This is a genomic window from Sphingobacterium rhinopitheci, from assembly GCF_022627575.1.
Taxonomy (GTDB): Bacteria; Bacteroidota; Bacteroidia; order Sphingobacteriales; family Sphingobacteriaceae; genus Sphingobacterium; species Sphingobacterium rhinopitheci.
Map to the genome: position 1 here is coordinate 154,028 of NZ_JADEYQ010000001.1, position 20,821 is coordinate 174,848.

Annotated in this window: 22 protein-coding genes; 11 read left to right on the forward strand and 11 right to left on the reverse strand. The window is 33.9% G+C overall.

The window, feature by feature from the left end; all coding sequences use genetic code 11:
* Window positions 1-137 precede the first annotated feature (137 nt).
* Window positions 138-1,229, forward strand: a complete 1,092-nt coding sequence (gene aroC / locus IP023_RS00725) for a chorismate synthase (protein WP_241788325.1) — start codon at window positions 138-140, stop codon at window positions 1,227-1,229.
* Window positions 1,230-1,498: 269 nt separating this feature from the next.
* Window positions 1,499-2,350, forward strand: a complete 852-nt coding sequence (locus IP023_RS00730) for an ROK family protein (RefSeq protein WP_241788326.1) — start codon at window positions 1,499-1,501, stop codon at window positions 2,348-2,350.
* A 4-nt stretch (window positions 2,351-2,354) separates the two neighbouring features.
* Here the strand turns inward: IP023_RS00730 and IP023_RS00735 are convergent, their stop codons facing one another.
* The gene (locus IP023_RS00735) at window positions 2,355-4,772 is read right to left on the reverse strand and encodes an alpha-ketoacid dehydrogenase subunit alpha/beta (RefSeq protein ID WP_241788327.1); all 2,418 of its coding nucleotides are present in this window, start codon (window positions 4,770-4,772) and stop codon (window positions 2,355-2,357) included.
* A 132-nt stretch (window positions 4,773-4,904) separates the two neighbouring features.
* On the opposite strand from IP023_RS00735, the gene IP023_RS00740 reads away from it, so the two are divergent.
* The 3 genes from IP023_RS00740 to IP023_RS00750 are packed head-to-tail and all read left to right on the forward strand — an operon-like array spanning window position 4,905 to window position 6,912.
* A complete protein-coding gene (locus tag IP023_RS00740; protein WP_241788328.1) occupies window positions 4,905-5,636 on the forward strand; it encodes a hypothetical protein in 732 nt (243 codons plus the stop codon).
* A gap of 8 nt (window positions 5,637-5,644) precedes the next feature.
* The gene (locus IP023_RS00745) at window positions 5,645-6,448 is read left to right on the forward strand and encodes a 3-keto-disaccharide hydrolase (RefSeq protein WP_241788329.1); all 804 of its coding nucleotides are present in this window, start codon (window positions 5,645-5,647) and stop codon (window positions 6,446-6,448) included.
* 5 nt (window positions 6,449-6,453) lie between these two features.
* Window positions 6,454-6,912, forward strand: coding sequence for an NUDIX domain-containing protein (locus tag IP023_RS00750; RefSeq protein ID WP_241788330.1), 459 nt, complete (start codon window positions 6,454-6,456; stop codon window positions 6,910-6,912).
* Between the two features lie 426 nt (window positions 6,913-7,338).
* Here the strand turns inward: IP023_RS00750 and rlmH are convergent, their stop codons facing one another.
* From rlmH to IP023_RS00780, 6 genes are all read right to left on the reverse strand, one after another.
* Window positions 7,339-7,812: a 23S rRNA (pseudouridine(1915)-N(3))-methyltransferase RlmH gene (gene rlmH, locus IP023_RS00755; RefSeq protein ID WP_241788331.1), complete on the reverse strand. Its 474-nt coding sequence runs from the start codon at window positions 7,810-7,812 to the stop codon at window positions 7,339-7,341.
* A gap of 115 nt (window positions 7,813-7,927) precedes the next feature.
* Window positions 7,928-8,398, reverse strand: a complete 471-nt coding sequence (locus IP023_RS00760; protein WP_241788332.1) for a hypothetical protein — start codon at window positions 8,396-8,398, stop codon at window positions 7,928-7,930.
* A gap of 238 nt (window positions 8,399-8,636) precedes the next feature.
* Window positions 8,637-9,056 (reverse strand): hypothetical protein, encoded by a 420-nt coding sequence (locus IP023_RS00765; protein WP_241788333.1) that lies wholly within the window; start codon window positions 9,054-9,056, stop codon window positions 8,637-8,639.
* Between the two features lie 181 nt (window positions 9,057-9,237).
* Window positions 9,238-9,720, reverse strand: coding sequence for a DUF1682 domain-containing protein (locus IP023_RS00770; RefSeq protein ID WP_241788334.1), 483 nt, complete (start codon window positions 9,718-9,720; stop codon window positions 9,238-9,240).
* 113 nt (window positions 9,721-9,833) lie between these two features.
* Window positions 9,834-10,151: a hypothetical protein gene (locus IP023_RS00775; protein ID WP_241788335.1), complete on the reverse strand. Its 318-nt coding sequence runs from the start codon at window positions 10,149-10,151 to the stop codon at window positions 9,834-9,836.
* 305 nt (window positions 10,152-10,456) lie between these two features.
* A complete protein-coding gene (locus IP023_RS00780) occupies window positions 10,457-10,594 on the reverse strand; it encodes a hypothetical protein (protein WP_241788336.1) in 138 nt (45 codons plus the stop codon).
* Between the two features lie 470 nt (window positions 10,595-11,064).
* Between IP023_RS00780 and IP023_RS00785 the strand changes: the two genes are divergently transcribed.
* Window positions 11,065-11,616 carry a hypothetical protein gene (locus IP023_RS00785; RefSeq protein WP_241788337.1) on the forward strand — a complete coding sequence of 184 codons (552 nt, stop codon included), beginning with the start codon at window positions 11,065-11,067 and terminating at the stop codon, window positions 11,614-11,616.
* 623 nt (window positions 11,617-12,239) lie between these two features.
* Here the strand turns inward: IP023_RS00785 and leuS are convergent.
* Window positions 12,240-15,023: a leucine--tRNA ligase gene (gene leuS / locus IP023_RS00790; protein WP_241788338.1), complete on the reverse strand. Its 2,784-nt coding sequence runs from the start codon at window positions 15,021-15,023 to the stop codon at window positions 12,240-12,242.
* A 231-nt stretch (window positions 15,024-15,254) separates the two neighbouring features.
* On the opposite strand from leuS, the gene IP023_RS00795 reads away from it, so the two are divergent.
* The 5 genes from IP023_RS00795 to IP023_RS00815 are packed head-to-tail and all read left to right on the forward strand — an operon-like array spanning window position 15,255 to window position 18,930.
* Window positions 15,255-16,133: a cell division protein FtsX gene (locus tag IP023_RS00795; RefSeq protein ID WP_241788339.1), complete on the forward strand. Its 879-nt coding sequence runs from the start codon at window positions 15,255-15,257 to the stop codon at window positions 16,131-16,133.
* A gap of 44 nt (window positions 16,134-16,177) precedes the next feature.
* Window positions 16,178-16,414 (forward strand): DUF3098 domain-containing protein, encoded by a 237-nt coding sequence (locus IP023_RS00800; protein WP_241788340.1) that lies wholly within the window; start codon window positions 16,178-16,180, stop codon window positions 16,412-16,414.
* Between the two features lie 14 nt (window positions 16,415-16,428).
* Window positions 16,429-17,223, forward strand: coding sequence for an undecaprenyl-diphosphate phosphatase (locus IP023_RS00805; protein ID WP_241788341.1), 795 nt, complete (start codon window positions 16,429-16,431; stop codon window positions 17,221-17,223).
* The gene (truB, locus tag IP023_RS00810; RefSeq protein ID WP_241788342.1) at window positions 17,223-17,966 is read left to right on the forward strand and encodes a tRNA pseudouridine(55) synthase TruB; all 744 of its coding nucleotides are present in this window, start codon (window positions 17,223-17,225) and stop codon (window positions 17,964-17,966) included. Before IP023_RS00805 ends, truB begins: the two co-directional genes overlap by 1 nt.
* On the forward strand, window positions 17,953-18,930 hold the full coding sequence (locus tag IP023_RS00815; RefSeq protein ID WP_241788343.1) for a bifunctional riboflavin kinase/FAD synthetase: 978 nt from the start codon (window positions 17,953-17,955) through the stop codon (window positions 18,928-18,930). The genes truB and IP023_RS00815 overlap by 14 nt, the downstream gene beginning before the upstream one ends.
* Window positions 18,931-18,947: 17 nt before the next feature.
* Here the strand turns inward: IP023_RS00815 and bshB1 are convergent, their stop codons facing one another.
* The 3 genes from bshB1 to IP023_RS00830 are packed head-to-tail and all read right to left on the reverse strand — an operon-like array spanning window position 18,948 to window position 20,793.
* Window positions 18,948-19,673 (reverse strand): bacillithiol biosynthesis deacetylase BshB1, encoded by a 726-nt coding sequence (gene bshB1, locus IP023_RS00820; RefSeq protein ID WP_241788344.1) that lies wholly within the window; start codon window positions 19,671-19,673, stop codon window positions 18,948-18,950.
* Between the two features lie 39 nt (window positions 19,674-19,712).
* Window positions 19,713-20,207, reverse strand: coding sequence for a glutathione peroxidase (locus tag IP023_RS00825; RefSeq protein ID WP_241788345.1), 495 nt, complete (start codon window positions 20,205-20,207; stop codon window positions 19,713-19,715).
* A gap of 7 nt (window positions 20,208-20,214) precedes the next feature.
* A complete protein-coding gene (locus IP023_RS00830) occupies window positions 20,215-20,793 on the reverse strand; it encodes a DUF4294 domain-containing protein (RefSeq protein WP_241788346.1) in 579 nt (192 codons plus the stop codon).
* Window positions 20,794-20,821 lie beyond the last annotated feature (28 nt).

The following is a 20,821-nucleotide window of genomic DNA, read 5'->3' on the forward strand; positions in this document are numbered from 1 at the left end:
CTGCAAATCAACTATTCTAATTAGCACATTCTACGGTATATCGATTTTTTAGTTACTTTTTAGTAAAAATGTAACTGCCTAGCCGGCAAAATGGCTATTATTTATATAATTCTTATATTAGTAATTTACTAATCATTATGGCAGGAAATTCATTCGGAGATTTATTTAGAATTACTACTTTTGGCGAATCCCATGGGAAAGCAATAGGTGTAATTATTGATGGATGTCCATCCAATATAGAAATAGACGAGTTATTCATTCAGTCTGAATTAGACAAAAGAAAACCCGGTCAATCAAAAATAACAACCCAACGCAAAGAAAGTGATACTGCACAGATTCTATCTGGCACATTTGAGGGCAAGTCTACAGGAACACCTATTTCAATAATAATTCCTAACGAAGACCAACGATCAAAAGACTACTCGCATATTTCAGATAAGTACCGCCCCTCACATGCCGATTATACGTACCAAATGAAATATGGTATACGTGATTATCGTGGCGGCGGACGTTCTTCAGCACGTGAAACGGCTGCTCGGGTCGCGGCAGGTGCAGTAGCTAAATTGTTCTTAAAACAAGAAGGTATTGAGCTATTTGCGCATGTATCCGGTGTAGGTGAAATTGAAGCACCCAATGTAGATAGCACTGATCTTAATGCTTTATTAGAAACACGTGAAGCTAATATTGCGCGCTGTGCTGACCCTGCAACAGCCAACGAAATGATTGACTATATAGATAATACAATTCGCAAAAATGGCGATACTGTAGGTGGTCGTATATCTGCTATTGTACGTGGTGTTCCGGCAGGCTTAGGTGAACCTGTATTTGATAGACTTCATGCCGAAATAGGCAAAGCAATGTTGAGTATCAATGCTGTACATGGCTTTGAATATGGATCAGGCTTTGAAGGTTCTAAATTAAAAGGTTCGGAGCACAATGATATATTTACCACAGAAAACAACAAAGTAGTAACAAAAACTAACTTTTCAGGAGGTATACAAGGGGGCATTTCAAATGGTATGGATATTACATTCAAAGTAGCATTCAAACCTGTAGCCACAATTATGCGTGACCAAGATACACTCAATCAATCGGGAGAAGAAACGACTATTTCGGGCAAAGGACGTCACGATCCTTGTGTAGTACCACGCGCAGTTATCATTGTTGAAGCTATGGCAGCTTTGGTGATAGCCGATCAATTATTAAAACAAAGAGCTTACACAAAATAAAGAAATAAACTTCCGTATATATTTACGGAAGTTTATTATCACAAATTGTATCTCATTCCATAAAAAAATTATGTGCGTAACGTTTTTTAATTAAAACGCGAAAAAAGATTTTTTGATTTAACAAAGAACAAAAATAAACATACAACCAATGCCTGAGATAAATGCTTTTTACAATTAGCATTTATAATAATAATAATAAACAAAATTATCTCCAAAAGATATAGAAAACATATCTTTGATATATAACAAACCATTGCTATTTACCAATTATGTCAGAAAATCCTAAATATATTTTATCATGTGATATTGGAGGTACTCATATTACTAGCGCTATCGTCTTAAAATATGATTGGAAGATTATTCAGAATACGATCACTAGAATGTACATTGATTCATCTTTAGATGCTAAATCGATTTTTCAATTGTGGGCTTCAAATATTCAACGCTGCATAGATCGTAGTGATCATGAGATTCTGGCTCTTGGTATTGCAATACCAGGGCCCTTTGACTATGAAAATGGCATATCTTTAATGACAGGACAAAGTAAATACGACTCCATCTATAGCCTCAACACAACTTTAGGAATCCAAAAAGCCTTAAATAACCATACCCTCGAAATCCGATATATCAACGATGCCGCAGCATTCCTACAAGGAGAGGTTTATGCAGCACATCGTGAAAATGAAAATTGTGTATTAGGATTAACGCTAGGTACGGGGTTAGGAAGCGCTGTTAAACAAAAGGGCACGAAAGCATTTGATGCAGACCTATGGAATATAGCCTATAAAGAGTCAATCTTTGAAGAATATTTAGTGACCCGATGGTTTACAAAAAGGTTTTTTGAACTAACAACAATTCAAGAAAAAGGATTGAAAGAAATCATTCAAAATCATCAAGATACGATTGAATTTCAACAATTAATGGAAGAATATAGACATCACTTAAAAGACTTTTTAGATTATTTTAGTAACAAATATGACTGCAATAGTTTTATTATAGGTGGTAATATTGCCAAAGCTTGGTACATTATAAATATACCACAAACATTTAATAATTATAATATCACAATTGGCCAATATGCTGAAGAAGCAGCACTAATTGGTGCTGCTTCTTTATATTAAATTCCTATAAAAATGTGGGAAATTGTTGTGGGTTGACATCATTCATAATACCATATACCACCTCTATTACATCCTCAACGGATGGCTTCGAGAAATAATCTCCATCCGAACCATAAGGAGGTCTATGTGCTTTTGCAGACAATGTAACAGGCTGACTATCTAAATGATAATAACCTTTTTGCTCTTCCAATATCTGTTGTAAGATATAAGCAGATGCTCCACCCGGAAAATCTTCATCTACAACCAACAATCTATTTGTTTTTGCTAACGACTGTGCACACAAATGCTCTCTATCAAATGGCTGTAAACACTGTGCATCTATGATTTCTATAGAGATACCTAATTTTTCTAATTCCAATGCTGCTTCATATACTACACGCAAAGTAGAACCATAAGAAACTACAGTTACATCGCTGCCTACACGAAGTGTTTCAGCAATACCAATTGGAACTGTAAACTCAGCTATATTAGTAGGCATCTTCTCTTTCAGTCGATAGCCATTCAAGCATTCAATAACAAGTGCCGGATCATCTGACTTTAATAAGGTATTATACATACCTGCTGCTTGAGTCATATTACGAGGAACACAAATATGAATACCACGCAATGCTCCTAATAAAACTGTCATTGGTGAGCCCGAATGCCATATTCCTTCTAACCGATGTCCTCTAGTACGAATGATAACAGGTGCTTTTTGGTTTCCTTTTGTACGGTAACTCAAAGATGCTAAATCATCACTCAAAACAGGAAGGGCGTAAATCAAATAATCTAAGTACTGAATTTCCGCGATTGGGCGTAGCCCTCGCACAGCTAGACCTATCCCCTTTCCAATAATCGCGGATTCACGAATACCCGTATCAAATATCCTTAAATCCCCATATTTATCTTGCAAGCCAGCAAATCCCTGATTTACATCACCAATTTTACCTACATCTTCACCAAAAGCAATAAGTCGTTCATCTTTAGCAAAATTAGCATCAAAACAAGCGTTTAGCACTTCTCTACCATCTACTATAGGTGCGTTATCCTCATAAATTGGTACGGAAGCTTTAATATTAATAGGAGATTTTTCAGACTCTGAAAACAACATACTGTTGTATCTATCTTTATTAATTTCTTTCTTTTTATTATACCAATCTAGTAAAATGGATTTCTCTGAAGAATCTTTGAATCTTAAATCTCTTAATACCTGACGAACTAAAGAATATATCTCCTTTAAAGAAGGATCTGTTGAACTTTGTAAAGTTTTCAATGGTAATTCTACGACATCTTCTTTGATTGTATCAAGTAATACAATCGCTTCCTCTAATTCTTGTTGAAGTAATTTCTTATAGTCTGTCCAAGCACGTTTTTGTTCTGCCCTAACAAAATCTTTTGCTTTATCTTCAATTTCAATCAATTCACTATCAGTAGCAATCCCTGAGCTCAATAACCATGAACGCATCTTTGCATTACAATCATGATCCAATTCCCAATTCAACCTTTCTGAGGATTTATATCGCTCATGAGAGCCCGATGAAGAATGCCCCTGAGGCTGTGTTAGCTCTGTGACATGGATTAAACAAGGGATATGCTGCTCCCTAGCTATCTTAGCTGCATTTTCATACGTTTCTACTAAGCCTGGATAATCCCAACCTTTTACTTTAAAGATTTCAAAGCCTTCATTATTTTCATCCCGTTGGAAGCCTTTCAATACTTCAGAAATATCGCCTTTAGTAGTTTGAATACTGTTAGGAACAGAAATACCGTAACCATCATCCCAGATAGAAATAACTACAGGAATTTGCTTAACACCCGCAGCGTTTACCGTTTCCCAAAATACACCTTCAGATGTGGCAGCATTACCAACATTACAGAAAACAACCTCATTACCATTATTTGAAAAAGAATCCAAATAGGCTAATTCTTTATTGTTTCTATACAATTTTGAAGCTAATCCTAAGCCCATGATTCTGGACATCTGTCCACCTGTAGTGGATATATCTGAAAAAGAATTCTTTTGAAGCGTCTGGTTTCTCCATTCTCCAGATTTATCTACCAAATTAGTAGAAAAATGGGCAACCATCTGCCTACCTGCAGAAGAAATATCTGCTTCTATGGTAGGATTGGCATATAACTGTGAGAAAAAATTATATATAGTACTTATACCTGTAACAAATGCTAATGTTTGATCACGATAATATCCAGAACGCCAATCCCCATCCCTAAACACTTTAGCTAAAGCGATTTGAGGTAATTCTTTACCATCTCCAAAAATACCAAACTTAGCTTTTCCTGTCAGTACTTCCTTGCGTCCCAAAAGACTAACAATTCTACTCTGCACCGCATATTCATAATCCTTCAAAATCAATTGACGAAAATCATCATAACTTAATTTAGAAGAAGATAAATCTGCAGGTCCTTTCAAATTCGAATCTATCATTAATAAATATTCTATTTCAACAAAAATAGCAAAATAACTTATACCAATATAGCCAATAATTTATTATTCTACTTAAATTATACATGATAAATATGTACTTTTAGCCAGAATAAAAAATACTAGAAAAGATATATGAGTGCAACAAATAATGAGAACGCTACTGAATTTGGTTTAGGGGATTTAGAAAAAACAGTAACATTAAATGCCTTATTAGAAATTCCTTTTGACCAAAGAGATCAAGCTTGGGTCACTACTTTCTTAGATAATATTGCTGGAGCAAATCTAAAAATTAGTCAAACAGAAGTCGTTATAGCAAGTGATGGATTCCCTTATGTACAATTAGAATCCGTTCACACAGACGAGAATTTTCAAGCTTTTGTTATTAATAAACAATTACCTACCTTACTAATGCAAGGCTTTGGTGTTGTTATAAACCCTCAAAACACGCAGCCTGATTGGGTATTTTCATATGGTGACATCGTAAATTACGAGTTAAACGACTCCTTCTATACCGAAGAGAGTATATTTTCACACAACAAAGAAAATGTAGCTATCGGATCTGATGAAAAGATATTAATAGGGCAACCATCTGATGCCATATTACCCAAATATTTAAGAAATCAACTGCGTGAATTTTTGAAACATGCTGGTATCGAAACCCCAAAAGCAATGCTTATTGCAAGAAATCCTGAAGATGAAGCTAACGTAAAACAAGATTTAGTTTTTAATTTTACACCGCATCAATTTGCTAATGAAGAACAATTTCAACAAGTTGGAGGAACCATTGCTTGGTTTTTACCTAAGCACTATTCTTTTTTGTTCGTCGATGAAGCAGCTGTAGAAAACGGCTTTCAAGCTATTTAAATAAGATAATGAGTATAAGAAATAGTTTTAAGTCACTATTCCTATTTGGATTAATAAATCTCACCTGTGTGTCATCTTCTTTCAAGGAAGACGAATGGACAGCATTGTTTAATGGTAAAGATCTAAACAACTGGACAGTAAAAATATATCCTTACGAGGTAGGCAATAATTTTGAGAACACTTTTCGTGTAAAAGATGGTGTTATCCAAGTAAATTATGACGGATATGGTGATGACTATAAAAATAGATTTGGTCACCTATACTATGACATTCCTTATTCTCATTATCACTTAAAATTAGCCTATAGATTTTATGGCGATTTATACCCTGGTGCACCATCCTATACGCTAAGAAATAGCGGCGTTATGTTTCATGCGCAAGATCCACGTACAATGCCTACACATCAAGATTGGCCCATATCAGTAGAGATGCAATTTTTGGGTGGCTTAGGTGATGGAAAACCGCGCCCTACCGGCAATATGTGCTCTCCTGGTACACATATATATTTAGCGGACACCTTTTTCCCAACACATTGTGTGAATTCAAAATCAAAAACATATGATGGGAACCAATGGGTTCAGGCAGAATTAATTGTCTTAGGAGATTCTATCATAAAACATATAATCGAAGGAGATACCGTATTAACGTATTCCAAACCACATATTGGTGGCGATGTAGTGAATAATTATGATCCTCGAATTAAAATTGACGGAAAGGCACTAAAGTCGGGTTATATCGCGCTACAAAGTGAAGGGCAACCCGTAGAATTTAAAAATATTTACATAAAAGACTTATCTAAGCGAAATAAATAATAGTTATGTTCCCATTTAATGTGCGTGTGTATGGAATATTAATAGACGAGAATAATCGGGTATTAATCAGTGATGAAAGAACACAAAATGTTTCGTTCACCAAATTTCCAGGTGGAGGATTAGAATACGGAGAGGGTTTATTGGATGCTTTAAAACGAGAATTTTTAGAAGAATGTAATCTAAAAATAGAAATTGTACGACACATCTATACAACAGATTTCTACGAAAAATCAAGCTTCAATAGCAGTCAAATTATTTCAATATATTATCAGGTAAAGGCTATAGAGGAGATTAATATTAATATTAAAACAAAACCTTTCGACTTCAATCCAGTACAGAATGATACTAATTTTGACAAAGAAGAAGCCTTTAGATTTGAAAAAATAGATAGCCTTCAAGAAGCAGATTTAACATTCAAAACTGATAAAATAGCGTGGAAAGTTTTTACAGAATTAAAAAACTAAGAAATACAATAACTATTAATTAATTTACAATAAAAATTTGGCGATAATGGATAGTATTCATTATCTTTAAATTGATAAATGTCCATAAGTAATATTCCGGCATTTATTTATTGAGGCCTTTTGTTCGAAAGGTACATCAATAATAGTTAGTGTGATATAAGGCGATACTCCCAATATCGCCTTATTTTTTAACCAAAAATCTAATCATGACTTTCCCAACAACGATGCACTGCGGGATGTCGTAATAGGTATTAACTATCTAAAAAAAATGCTATCGCCGCTAATGCTATCCCACATACTATTATCAACCATGTTAGTGGTCTTTTATTTCCCTCGTCGCTCCTGTATTTAAAGTCGCGTTTATATTTGTTCATATCCATATTAAAACTCCCATTATTTAATAATACTATATAGTTATCAAATCCACTATTCATGATGATAGGGTTCACCTTTCATAATAGAAAATGCTCTATAAACTTGCTCTACGAAAAATAAACGAACCATCTGATGGGAGAATGTCATTTTCGAAAGAGATACCAAATAATTGGCTCTTTCTCTAACTTTCTCTGCAAAACCATAAGGACCACCAATCAAAATAACCATATGTGTAACCCCAGAGACCATTTTTTTAGAAAGATAGTCCGCAAATTCTACAGATCGGAATTCTTTCCCCTTCTCATCCAATAGTACAACAAAATCCTGATTAGTTATATTTTTAAAGAATAATTCGGATTCTTTATCCATCTGCTGGGCTTGAGACATATTCTTTACATTTTTTACATCTGGTAAAACCACGATATTAAAAGTAATATAATGCTTCAAACGATTAAGATATTTATCAATCCCCTCTTGAATAAATTTATCATCTGTCTTACCTATACACAGTAATGTAATCTTCATTTAACAAAAATGATAAATAATAATCAAAAACCATATAATGTAAAAACAAAAAGCTATCCTCCGCAGGAGAATAGCTTAAAACAACAAACTATACTATATATTAATCCTTAACTTCCTAGTTAACGGTAGATCCTACTTTATTACTAAGCGTACGTTTACCATCTTTGGACTTTTTTTTCATTTCCTCACGTTTAAAATACGGTTTCCCATCATTGTGAAGATCAAATTTTTCTGCGATAATTTTTTGTTGCTCTGGGGTCAATATTTTGAATAATTGATCTTTAGACTCCTTCTTAGCGAGGCGATTTGCATCACTTTCTTTTTGTCGTGCCTCCATTTCTATTTTCAGGGCTTTGGCATCCTTAAGATTTAATGCATAAACTTGCTTACGCTGACTCGCTGTAAGTTTAACTTCTTTATCCAATCGATCTGTACGCATTTGAGCAATTTCTTCTGCAGACTTTTGCATCATCTCTTTTTTGTCATGCCCTGTATGATCATCGTGTCCTTTTTCAGACACATCTTGCGCCATAATTACAAAACTCATACTTGATAATAATAATGCTAACGATAATATCTTTTTCATCTTTATTTGTTTTAATTCCATGTCCTTTAAATCATAAATCTACAACAATATAACTACTGTAAAGAAAATAGTTTAAAATAATATAAAATAAATATCATTAAAAAATATTTAACAAACTAAAAAGTAAATTATTAGATTATGATAACATTAATTCATTAGCTATTTACATAAAAAATAAGCTATCCTGAAAAAGGATAGCTTTCATATACACAAAATATTTTATTAGGCTTTGTGACTTTTAGTTAGTTTTAGCTTTATTCTTAGCGTCTTGACTTTTAGCTGATTTATGGCTTTTACTTTTTTTATCTGCTAATACTTTTTGCTGCTCAGGAGTAAGTAATTTATGTACTTCATCATTAGCACCCTTTTTAGCATTTCCTTTTCTCTCCGTATTAGTTTGACTAGCTTTTTGCTCAGCTTCTATCGTAGCTTTTGCTTCTTTCAGATATAGCGCATACACATCTTTACGTTGCTGTTCGGTAAGTTTCACCTCTTTATCAATATGTTCAGTACGCTTCTTAGCAATCTCTTCTGCTGTTTTATCTACCAGTTCCGATCTCTTACGATCTGTACGACCATCTTTCTTAGGCGTTTGTTGTGCGAATGCTGCAATACTAATACTTGATAACAGTAATACTATTGATAATATCTTTTTCATGTCTAGTTATTATTATTTTATAACCTTAATACAATTAAAAATGCTAATTGTTTACTAAATACTCACCTATTTTCACCAATAATAATAGCATTAAAATAAGAACAAATTGTAATGATAAATAAAAAGCTATCCTCTGATCGAGGATAGCTGAATACCTAACTATACATTTTTTTAACTATTTCTAAGATTTAGAAGTACCTCCAGTAGATGACTTTACCTTGTTACCTTCGCTACGATTACCACCTTTAAAGTCCTTTTTATACCCTTCTCGTCTATGCGATTTTTTTCCTTCATCCTTAGACATCTTTTCTGCCATCAATTTTTGTTGTTCAGGAGTAAGTATTTTATTCAGTTGCTCTTGAGAGGCTTTTCTTGCATCTTGACGTACCTGCATGTCTTTCTTACGTGCATCCATAGCTTGTTTTTTTGCTTTAGCATGCTCCAAATTCAAAGCATACACATCTTTGCGTTGCTGTTCAGTAAGTTTTACTTCCTTATCTAAGCGATCGGTACGCATTTGTGCCATTTCTTCAGGTGTTTTCTGAATCATCTCTTTCTTGTCATGCCCTCTACGTCCAGTTTTATCTTTTTTAGTAGTCTCTTGTGCAATAGTTGCAAAACTAATGCCTGTCAATAATAATCCTAATGCTAATATCTTTTTCATTTTTTTATTCTCCTATTTTGATTTTTATATTATATAGCGTACTATAAGCCGCTAAAGTTAAATTCTATCCTAAATTATATCGTTTATTAATACTAAACTGAAGCTTTACTAACTTAAGCCTTATTCATCGACTTATCTGCTCCTTTTCTTTCTTTTTTGATACCATCATGATATACTGGTTTTACATCTTTAGAACCTTTGCCATGCCCATCGTATTTCTTTGATTTATCAGCAGACATATCATCACTTTTAGATTTATTCAATTTATGATACTTTCCTGAGCATCTACCTTTCTTGTCAGCAGACTTTTGAACCATTTCCTTTTTTCCTTGATCATTACGACCTACTGTACCTTCACTTGGCAATTGTTGTGCTATAGAAGCGAAACTAATTCCTGATAATAATAATCCTAATGCTAATATCTTTTTCATATTCTTTTACTTTTAATGTTATAAATCTCTATGTTATTAACTATATCAATAGAGCTATTTAATTCTGTAAAGTTTAATTACAACAACGTTAAATTCTGTTAATTCAAATAATGTGCAATGAAAATTCTAAAAACAATAAAATATAACTATGCACACTACTTTATATAGAGTAATTAAACCGGCATTTGTTTAATCGATCTCTTGTTAAATATTGTTAATAAGAAAATTGGGAATAAAAAGGTCTATAAACAAAAAAAATGCTTTCGTATGGAAAAGCATATCATCTGATTTTTTGTTTTTTAAGTTTAACGGGTAGTTAAGCTTTCTGTTTTTTTGGCATTTGCCTTAGTTGGCTGTTGATCTACGAATCCCCAATTGGTAACATAATACATGTATGGGCTTCTGTCTAATGTAGTTTGATTTTTCTTTTCTTTTTTTATCATATTATACCTTTCATTTTGTTGTACGTAATATAAGACTCAATAAGCGAGCCAAAGTTTAATCTTGAATAGAATATTTTTTTTATTACACTTATGTCATGCTATACCTCTAAAAAACAGAAGATAATGACAGGATTTCACAATATATGTCAGTCATACCGTTAGATATAGTGAAAAGATATATAAGAATCGAACAAATACTGACTTCGATAAAATTGTCCATATAGCCGTTGACAAGAATTGGGCTAGACTTACCTGTTTTTCAATCTGTTCAAAAATGTTACCATTTTTTGAGACAAACATCTCTTATAGGCATTAATAATATTTCCCCTAATTTCCATCAAAAATATATAATGGGTATCCTAAGAATATCTGATTATAAAAACATTAAATTAGATGAGAATGGAAAACCGATTAATAACCCATGTTAAATTTTTTGAAATTGAAGAAAATTGAAAAAACACATAATCACAATGATACTTATAATTGGTATGACTATAGTATCTCAAGCACAGGTATATGTTCAAGGGAAGAATGTTGTCCCTTTTAGTACAATAGCGAACAGCACCTTGTTAAATCCAACAAATCGGCTGAATATGGATGTTGCATATAGTAGACAAGCGCAAGTAAATGCGGCTAATTATTATAAAAACACAAATGAAATGGTCGGGGAATTTTGGTGGGTAGATGGAATGTTAGTACAGATTGTTTCTCGTCGCATCACAGCGACCTATCCAAAAGACAACCTTGAACATGTACGTTATGCCACTACCCCCTCTGTTAACTCTATTATCGGAGGCCCGGCACCAGACAGGACTGTTCAAAATGATCATTTTTCGGAGATTAAGTCTGTCAATAATTATGAAGTACTAGTTCATTATTTACGTACACGCTCAAATATAAAGTATTTTGAAATGCAGGACAATCAAGATAAGTACAAAGTTTTCGGTACAGTATATACTAATGATCATCATAAGGCACATAATTTAATCAACACTATTTTAAACAGTATAAGTTTTAAATAGTCATTCTTAAAAAATATTAATCAATTACTCTATCGGATTATAATAAAGTAGTCTGATAGAGTAATTGATTAATACAGTATAATAAACTAATGTGATTAAAAAACAACCTTATTCCAAAAGTCTCAATAACCCCTAGAAATATTAGACAGTACATATGTAACGAGCAAAATTCTAGCCCCAATTAAGATTTTATAATTCATTGACTAGCTTGCTTCTCTTAGGTCCAAATAGCTCATCTTTCAATAGTTATTCGATCACAATAAATCTATTGGCCTTTTCTAAAAACATCCTTGTTTGAAGTTTTTCTGAAACCCAACTTGCAAAATCTATAAATTCGGGATTATTCATTTTATACGTAAGATCTCCCACTTTATTCTATCAATTTTCTTTTCTGTTATTGCTTATAGTTTATCACCTACATTAATATTAAAAGCTATCTCCCTTCTCGGATTGTCAATAATTTTTAATTCAAATACAATTTTTATTTACCAACTTCTACGGATTGTACTATCTTGAAAAAATAACTCAATTCTATTAAGATACAATACTAAATGCTATTAAAGCGATAAAAGAAAAAAGCCTCAAAACAAATTTTGAGGCTTTTTTCTTTTATGTAAAGGATATTAAATCACGATATTGATAATCTTTCCTTTCACGAAGATTAGTTTTTTGACTGGTTTACCATCCAAATAGCGTTGTACATCAGCATTAGCCAATACTATTTCTTCTACTGCTTTATTATCTAAATCCAATGCCAAAGGCAAATTCATTTTCATCTTTCCATTGATCGAAACAGGGTAAGCAAATTCAGATTCTACTAAATAATCAGGGTTAAATTTAGGGAATGACGCATATGAAATTGTTCCTGCATCATTGCCTAATAAAGTCCACAATTCCTCAGTAATATGTGGCGCATAAGGCTCTAACACAATGATTAAATCTTGCAAAATAGCACGTTTATTACACTTCAACTCTGTCAATTCATTTACACAGATCATAAATGCTGATACCGAAGTATTGAAAGAGAATCTTTCGATATCATCTTCAGCTTTCTTGATGATCTTATGCAATGCTTTGTATTCTGCTTTTGTAGGCTCTTCCTCAGAAACATGGAAGTTGCCTTCCGTATCATGGAATAAACGCCATACCTTGCGCAAGAATTTATAGACTCCTTCAATACCATTTGTATTCCATGGCTTCGCTTGCTCCAAGGGCCCTAAGAACATTTCATAAAGGCGTAATGTATCTGCTCCGTATTGATCAACAATATCATCAGGATTTACTACATTAAACTTAGATTTGGACATTTTCTCCACCTCAGTACCGCAGATATATTTACCATCTTCAAGTACAAATACAGCATCCGTATATTCTGGTCTAGAGGATTTAAATTTCTCTAAATCCAGTACATCATTATATACGATGTTTACGTCTACGTGCAATGGAATAGTATTATATTGATCTTTCAACCCTAAAGAAACGTATGTATTGGTACCTCTCCCCTCTTCATCTAACACACGGTATATAAAGCTAGAGCGTCCTTGAATCATCCCTTGATTAATCAATTTTTTGAAGGGTTCTTCTTCATTGTGGTAACCCAAATCCTTCAAGAATTTATTCCAAAAACGAGAATATAATAAGTGACCAGTAGCGTGCTCCGATCCACCAATATATAGATCTACAGATTTCCAATAATCTACCGCTTCTTTGGCTGCAAAATCCTTCTCATTGGTCGGATCCATATATCGAAACCAATACCATGAAGAACCAGCCCAACCTGGCATAGTGCTTAATTCATAATCATATTGATCTTGGTATTTCCAATTTTCGGCACGTCCAAGAGGAGGTTCACCAGATTCTGTAGGTAAATATTTATCTACTGAAGGTAATAATAATGGTAACTCTTCTTCTTTAATCAAATAAGGTAAACCATTTTTGAAATATACAGGTACTGGCTCACCCCAATAACGTTGACGACCAAAAATCGCATCACGCATACGGAAGTTTATTTTTGCCTTTCCTAGTTTTAATTCTTCTAATTTAAGGATTAATGCATCCACAGCTTCTTGATAAGTCAAGCCATTGATAAATCCAGAGTTGATATATCTACCCTCTTTATTTGCGTCAGCTGCTTCTTCGATATTTTGAGAATCAGAAATCGCAATGATCGGTAAGTTAAAATGTTTTGCAAAAACGTAATCACGTTGGTCACCTGAAGGTACAGCCATAACAGCACCAGTACCATAACCTGCCAATACATAATCTGCAATCCATATCTGCACATCTTCGCCTGTGATAGGATGTTTCGCATAAGAACCCGTGAATACACCTGATACCGTCTTAGTATCAGCCATACGATCTAATTCAGATTTTTTGGCTGTTTTATCGATATATGCATCTACTTCAGCACGTTGTGCATCCGTTGTCAAAGCATCGACTAAATCGTGCTCTGGTGCCAATACCACAAAAGAAACACCAAAAATAGTATCCACACGTGTGGTAAAAACCTCAATATTCGTATCCAGCTGCGGCACAGGGAACTTGACAGATGCGCCTACCGATTTACCGATCCAATTGCGTTGCATCTCCACCAAAGGCTCTGGCCAATCGATGGTATCCAAACCACGAAGCAAACGATCTGCATACGCCGTGATACGCATCGACCATTGCATCATTTTCTTTTGTTCCACAGGAAATCCGCCGCGTTCCGAAAGGCCATTAATAACCTCATCGTTCGCTAATACAGTTCCAAGTGCTGCACACCAATTTACGGTACTTTCGCGTAGGTATGCTATTCTATATTTTAACAACTCGCGTTGTTGTTCTTCTTCAGAAAAAGCTTTCCATTGATCCGCAGTGAAAGACAACACCTCATCATCAGCTTCAGCTTTAATATTCGAAGATCCTGTAGTTTCGAATTTAGCGATCAAGGTATCGATCAGCTCTGCACGATCTGTTTCTTTATTATACCATGAATTGAACAATTGAATAAAAATCCATTGCGTCCATTTATAGTATTCAGGCTCTGATGTACGTATCTCACGCGACCAATCAAATGAAAAACCAATATTATCCAATTGCTCTCTATAACGATCAATATTAGCTGCCGTAGTAATCGCAGGATGTTGTCCTGTTTGAATGGCATATTGCTCTGCAGGAAGGCCAAAAGAATCGTATCCCATTGGGTGCAATACATTAAAGCCTTTCAATCGTTTGTAGCGCGAAAAAATATCCGAAGCAATATAACCTAGTGGGTGTCCAACGTGTAAACCTGCTCCTGATGGATAAGGAAACATGTCTAAAACATAATATTTAGGTTTATCTGTTGTCTCTGCCGTTTTGAAGGTTTGATTATCCGCCCAAAACTTTTGCCACTTTTGTTCTATTGATTTATGATTATAATCCATCTTTACTATTAAAAAGAAAATTAAATAAGAGATACAAAACTAAATATTTTACAGCAATATAGATACAAAAGTTTTCGATTAGCTAGAATAAATTCAGATATTAGGAGAGAATTAATTCAAATGTGATAAAGTGAAAAAATGTTAAAACCTAAATAATCAATGCATGTAATTACATTATTAATTCATTAAATCAGCTTAATTCTTTATTTTCGCATCAAATATTAATGCTTTATGTCAGTATTAGAACAGGGATCACCAAGAACAAAAACAAAATCAGTATATATATCTACAGTTATTAGTATCGCTTTGGTACTCTTAATGATTGGATTATTGGGTTTAATATTAGTAAATGCCAAAAACCTATCTAAATATGTTAAAGAGAACATCGTACTAAATATTATCGTTAATGATAATGTAAGTGAGGGTGAAGTTTTGACGTTGCAAAAAGATATTGAGAAAAATAACTATGTATTGCGCACAGAATACGTAAGTAAAGACCTTGCCGCAAAGAATCTTAAAGAGGATTTGGGAGAAGATTTTGTAGAATACCTTGGTAAAAACCCATTATTGCCATCCATAGACATATATCTAAAAGAACAATATGCCAACTCGGATAGTATTCATACTTTCATTCAAGGAATCTCAAAGAACAGTAAAATAAAAGAGGTGGTATACCAAGAATCACTGATTGATATGGTGAACCAAAATATTCGCAATATATCTATGGTAGTATTGGCTTTTGCGGTTATACTATTAATTATAGCCATTGCATTAATCAATAACACCATACGTTTATCAATCTATTCGCAACGATTTTTGATTAAAAGTATGCAATTGATTGGAGCAACAAAGAGCTTTATTCGCAGGCCATATATCCTTTATGGTATTGTTCATGGCTTAATTGGTGCCCTTATTGCTATTTTATTACTAATATTTACGTTACAATTTGCACAAAAACAAATTCCGGAGATTATCATTTTAGGAAATTGGGCAGAATTTGGAGTAATATTTGTGGCTATCATAATTCTAGGAATTTTAATATCTGGATTAAGCACTTATTTTGCGGTAACAAAATATCTGAAAGCAAAGTCACATAGTTTATACCGCTAATAATTAGCACTATACTTAAACATTATATATCATATAATTTAATTATGTCAGAAAAAAACACGTTAACAAACGATAATAAAAAGATGAATGGCTTTGTTTTCCAAAAAATAAACTATCAAATCTTTATTCTAAGTATACTAATTGTTGCTATAGGCTTCTTCTTGATGATGGGTACAGAAGATATCTATAGCTTCACAAAAATAACATTAGCACCATTAGTCATCATTTTAGGCTTCGCATTAGGTTTTGTTGCTATTTTATACAAACCAAAGAATAAATAATATATACCTAAAATATGAATTACTTTGAAGCTATTATACTTGCTATAATAGAAGGGTTAACCGAGTTTTTGCCTGTTTCCTCGACAGGACATATGATTATAGGCACTGCATTGATGGGTATAGAACCTTCCGCATTTGTCAAATTATTTACTATCGTCATACAATTAGGCACAATTCTATCCGTATTAGTACTATACTGGAAAAGATTTTTCAAGTCAATGGACTTCTACTACAAATTGGTAGTAGCAGCGATTCCAGCATCCATATTAGGCTTATTATTAAATGACTTTATCGATTCATTATTAGAAAGCCCTCTTATGGTAGCTATCATGCTCGTTGTAGGTGGTGTTATTTTATTATTTGTAGATAAATGGTTCAACAAACCTACTCTAGAAAGCTCAGATGATATATCGTACAAACAAGCTTTGGTTATTGGTTTTTACCAATGTCTAGCGCTAATACCAGGCACATCACGTTCGGCGAGTACTATCGTGGGTGGTATGACCCAAAAATTGACACGTAAAGCTGCGGCAGAATTTTCATTCTTCTTAGCAATCCCTATGATGCTAGGAGCTTCCGTGGTTAAATTATATAAATTTCTTAAAGAAGGACATACATTTACGGGTGAAGAGATAAATTTACTTATTGTAGGTAATATTATAGGATTCATTGTTGCTATTATAGCAATAAAAACATTTATTGATATCTTAACTAAATACGGTTTTAAAGTATTTGGTTGGTATAGGATTATAGTTGGGGTGGTGATTATAGCTATGCTTTTAAGTGGTCATAGCTTACAAATTATTTAATGGAAAACATTCAAGATAAAACTTTCTCTTTTGCCGAGGGCGAGTTGTTGTTAGTAGACAAACCATTGACATGGACAAGTTTTGATGTAGTAGGTAAGCTTCGAAATACGATGAAACCACTAAAACTAAAAGTTGGTCATGCGGGTACATTAGATCCGTTAGCAACAGGTTTGCTAATCGTGTGTACAGGTAAGTTAACAAAGAAAATAGATTTAATTCAGGCGGAAGATAAAGAATATACAGGTACAATCACACTAGGTTCTACTACAGCATCTTTTGATTTGGAAACAGAAATAAATCAAACCTTTGATATCTCTAGCATTACAGAGCAAGCTGTTTTGGATACAGCCAAATCTTTTGAAGGAGAGTTAGAGCAATATCCACCAGCTCACTCAGCGGTTCAGATAAATGGTGAGCGCGCTTATGAAAAAGCAAGACGTGGAGAAGAAGTAGAATTAAAATCACGCAAAGTATTCATTCAAGAATTTGAAGTAGAAAAAATCGAATTACCACATGTATTCTTTCGAATTAAATGTTCGAAGGGTACCTATATTCGATCCATAGCTAGTGATTTTGGAATTCGCCTTAATAATGGAGCACATCTATCGTCATTACGTAGAACGATGAGTGGTGAACACCACGTTGATAACGCGTGGAATTTGGATGAATTAATCCAAAAAATTAGAGAACAAAAAGCTTTAGCAGAATTAAATACTGAAAATAGCGATCATGAAAATTTATAGAAGCTTAGAAGAGTTTGAATCGCTTGACAATGCAATTGTTACTATTGGGACATTCGATGGCGTTCATATCGGTCATCAAAAAATCTTAAAGAAACTAGTTGATTGCGCTAAAGAAACAAACGGTGAATCTGTACTATTAACTTTTTTTCCGCATCCACGACTCATTTTCAATCCAGAAGATGAAAATCTACGATTGATAAATGATATCGAGGAAAAAGTACATCAATTAGCAATTGCTGGATTAGATCATCTAATTATAACACCTTTTACACGTGATTTTTCGAATCAAACAGCGGAAGAATACATCCGTAATGTGTTAGTTAATAAATTGGGTACTAAAGTGATTATAATCGGCTATGATCATCATTTTGCTAAAGATCGTAAAGGGAGTATCAAAGACCTCATAGAGTTGTCTGACATCTTTGATTTTCAAGTAAAAGAGATCCCTAAGCAAGATATTGAAGATGTAGCAGTTTCGTCGACACGTATCCGTGAAGCGCTTATAACAGGTAATATAGAGAATGCAAATAAGTACTTAGGTTATGCTTTTGAACTTACAGGTACTGTTATAAAAGGAGATCAGATAGGCCGTACAATAGGATTTCCTACGGCTAATATTCATGTACACGAATCCCATAAGCTGATCCCGGCATACGGTATTTATGCGGTTGAGGTGGAAATATATCCTTCAGTGCCATCTATTTCTGCCGGAGAATATGTAGACCCTACGCCAGAAAGAATAGCTAAAGGTATGTGTTATATAGGTACGCGTCCTACTGTAGACGGAATGAATAGAAAAATTGAAGTCAATTTACTAGATTTTAGTGATGACCTATATGATAAAACGATTAGAATAAATTTTTATAAACATATACGTGGCGATGAGCGATACGATTCATTGGAGGAACTACAAGCGCAAATCAAAATTGATGAAGAAAATATTAGAGCCTATTTTAACAAATAGGCTCTATGTCTTTATATTTATATAAGATCAAATAAATCCTTTACGCCTAACAATTTTCTTGATGTAAATGCTTCGGCATATTTCACTTGAATATTACGTCCAAACTCATGCGCTCTACCTCTAGTAGATTCCATAAAACTAGGATCTGAAATATATGTCTGTGGCCCATCTTCGGTCGAAGAAGAATTAAACTGCGTTTTATAGGCTAATATTGATTGTTCTTTTATATCCCAAAATTCGGTGATATCCAATATAACGTCGGGTTTTATATATTTATCTTGTATCAATTGCAGCTGCAATCTGGGCCTAAATGCCTCCTGAAGCTCACCACTATCATAAGTTTCAATACGACGTAATCCTGCTAAAAAAATAGAGTCATTAACTAATTTACTGGCACGCCCATGATCAGGATGTCTATCATCCAAAGCATTAGTAATTACTATCTCGGGTTTATACTTGCGGATGGACTGAATAATGATTCGTTGCGATGCCTCTTCATTAACAAAAAAACCATCTCGAAGTCCTAGATTTTCGCGTATAGCTACGCCTAATATTTTTGCTGCGGCCTTAGCTTCCTGTGCTCTCGTTACCTCAGTACCACGTGTACCGAGCTCTCCCTTGGTAAGGTCTATTATTCCGACCTTCTTTCCCGATGCGACATACTTAGCTATTGTTCCTCCTGCGCCCAATTCGGCATCATCAGGATGAACCGTCATGACCATTAAATCTAACTTTGTATCCATTATCGTTATGATTAAGTACAAATATACTAAATCATAATACTACTCTGACAATAGCTGTTCAATTCGATTTTCTATTTTTGAAGATAACGGTGAAGTCGTAGGGTAAAAATAATCTATTACCTCTCCTTTCTTATTGATTAAATACTTGTGAAAGTTCCATATGGGCTTACTACCTACCCTTCCATTCAATTCCTTGTTCGTCAAAAAATTATATAAGGGATGGATGAATTCACCTTTTACATGTATTCTTTTAAACACAGGAAATGTAACACGCTGATTAATGCGACAGAATGTTTCTAGATTTGTTCCTGTTCGAGGCTCTTGGTTATTAAAATTATTGGATGGAAAAGCTAGTATTTCAAAACCCTGGTCTTTATATTTTACATATAACTGCTCCAACGTCTTGAATTGCTTTGTAAAAAAACACGCACTAGCGGTATTTACAACTAACAATACTTTGCCCTGAAAATCTTTTAAAGATCGTTCATTACCAGAAAATTCAAGCGCCTTAAAATCGTATATATTATTTGACATAATTGGGCTATTGATAGGGTTTATTAATAGGTCTTACACTTTCATATTCACGAATAATATTCTCAATTACAAAATCCTCTTGTGGATCATAAGTCGTTTTCAGGTTATGTCCAAATACCCTTGCGACTCCTTGATAAACAAAAGCGCGCACTGAACCTTTCATGCTCTTGACTAGTTCATAACTTGTACTTCCTGTTTGACGTTCAATGAGCTTTATTAATATTTTACCTTGTGAAACGGACAAGTTTTTTACTTCATTATGAATCTTATCCTTTATTTCATCTTCACAAGCTTCAATCAATTTTTTTTCTTCTTTTTTTGAACTTACGAGTGCCAGGTCCCGATCCAACTGTTCGTAGCGTTTTTGGGCATAGATTGCATAAGGAAGCACACGTAAAACATTCCTTTTTAATCGCAGATATTGCTCTCTTTCTGCCGCACTCTTCCATTCTCTACGCGCTTTGACCACGACTGTTTCGATAGGAAACCAAGGTACTTCTTCTCCAGATTCCAGTTTTGTAGTAAGGTAATACCCCACCACTTCAGGCTTGCCATCGCCATAATGCGGAAGTGTTAATAAAGACATACTTTCTTGCCCACTTAGTTCATAAATG

Excerpts from the sequence above, each read along its gene's own strand:
- bshB1 (WP_241788344.1), bottom strand. The coding sequence starts at position 19,673 with ATGGATACAAAGTTAGATTTAATGGTCATGACGGTTCATCCTGATGAT.
- IP023_RS00825 (WP_241788345.1), bottom strand. The coding sequence starts at position 20,207 with ATGTCAAATAATATATACGATTTTAAGGCGCTTGAATTTTCTGGTAAT.
- leuS (WP_241788338.1), bottom strand. The coding sequence starts at position 15,023 with ATGGATTATAATCATAAATCAATAGAACAAAAGTGGCAAAAGTTTTGG.
- IP023_RS00780 (WP_241788336.1), bottom strand. The coding sequence starts at position 10,594 with ATGATAAAAAAAGAAAAGAAAAATCAAACTACATTAGACAGAAGCCCA.
- IP023_RS00770 (WP_241788334.1), bottom strand. The coding sequence starts at position 9,720 with ATGAAAAAGATATTAGCATTAGGATTATTATTGACAGGCATTAGTTTT.
- IP023_RS00740 (WP_241788328.1), top strand. The coding sequence starts at position 4,905 with ATGAGTGCAACAAATAATGAGAACGCTACTGAATTTGGTTTAGGGGAT.
- IP023_RS00805 (WP_241788341.1), top strand. The coding sequence starts at position 16,429 with ATGAATTACTTTGAAGCTATTATACTTGCTATAATAGAAGGGTTAACC.
- rlmH (WP_241788331.1), bottom strand. The coding sequence starts at position 7,812 with ATGAAGATTACATTACTGTGTATAGGTAAGACAGATGATAAATTTATT.
- IP023_RS00750 (WP_241788330.1), top strand. The coding sequence starts at position 6,454 with ATGTTCCCATTTAATGTGCGTGTGTATGGAATATTAATAGACGAGAAT.
- aroC (WP_241788325.1), top strand. The coding sequence starts at position 138 with ATGGCAGGAAATTCATTCGGAGATTTATTTAGAATTACTACTTTTGGC.
- IP023_RS00795 (WP_241788339.1), top strand. The coding sequence starts at position 15,255 with ATGTCAGTATTAGAACAGGGATCACCAAGAACAAAAACAAAATCAGTA.
- IP023_RS00785 (WP_241788337.1), top strand. The coding sequence starts at position 11,065 with ATGATACTTATAATTGGTATGACTATAGTATCTCAAGCACAGGTATAT.
- IP023_RS00745 (WP_241788329.1), top strand. The coding sequence starts at position 5,645 with ATGAGTATAAGAAATAGTTTTAAGTCACTATTCCTATTTGGATTAATA.
- IP023_RS00800 (WP_241788340.1), top strand. The coding sequence starts at position 16,178 with ATGTCAGAAAAAAACACGTTAACAAACGATAATAAAAAGATGAATGGC.
- IP023_RS00830 (WP_241788346.1), bottom strand. The coding sequence starts at position 20,793 with ATGTCTTTATTAACACTTCCGCATTATGGCGATGGCAAGCCTGAAGTG.
- IP023_RS00760 (WP_241788332.1), bottom strand. The coding sequence starts at position 8,398 with ATGAAAAAGATATTATCGTTAGCATTATTATTATCAAGTATGAGTTTT.
- IP023_RS00765 (WP_241788333.1), bottom strand. The coding sequence starts at position 9,056 with ATGAAAAAGATATTATCAATAGTATTACTGTTATCAAGTATTAGTATT.
- IP023_RS00815 (WP_241788343.1), top strand. The coding sequence starts at position 17,953 with ATGAAAATTTATAGAAGCTTAGAAGAGTTTGAATCGCTTGACAATGCA.
- truB (WP_241788342.1), top strand. The coding sequence starts at position 17,223 with ATGGAAAACATTCAAGATAAAACTTTCTCTTTTGCCGAGGGCGAGTTG.
- IP023_RS00735 (WP_241788327.1), bottom strand. The coding sequence starts at position 4,772 with ATGATAGATTCGAATTTGAAAGGACCTGCAGATTTATCTTCTTCTAAA.
- IP023_RS00730 (WP_241788326.1), top strand. The coding sequence starts at position 1,499 with ATGTCAGAAAATCCTAAATATATTTTATCATGTGATATTGGAGGTACT.
- IP023_RS00775 (WP_241788335.1), bottom strand. The coding sequence starts at position 10,151 with ATGAAAAAGATATTAGCATTAGGATTATTATTATCAGGAATTAGTTTC.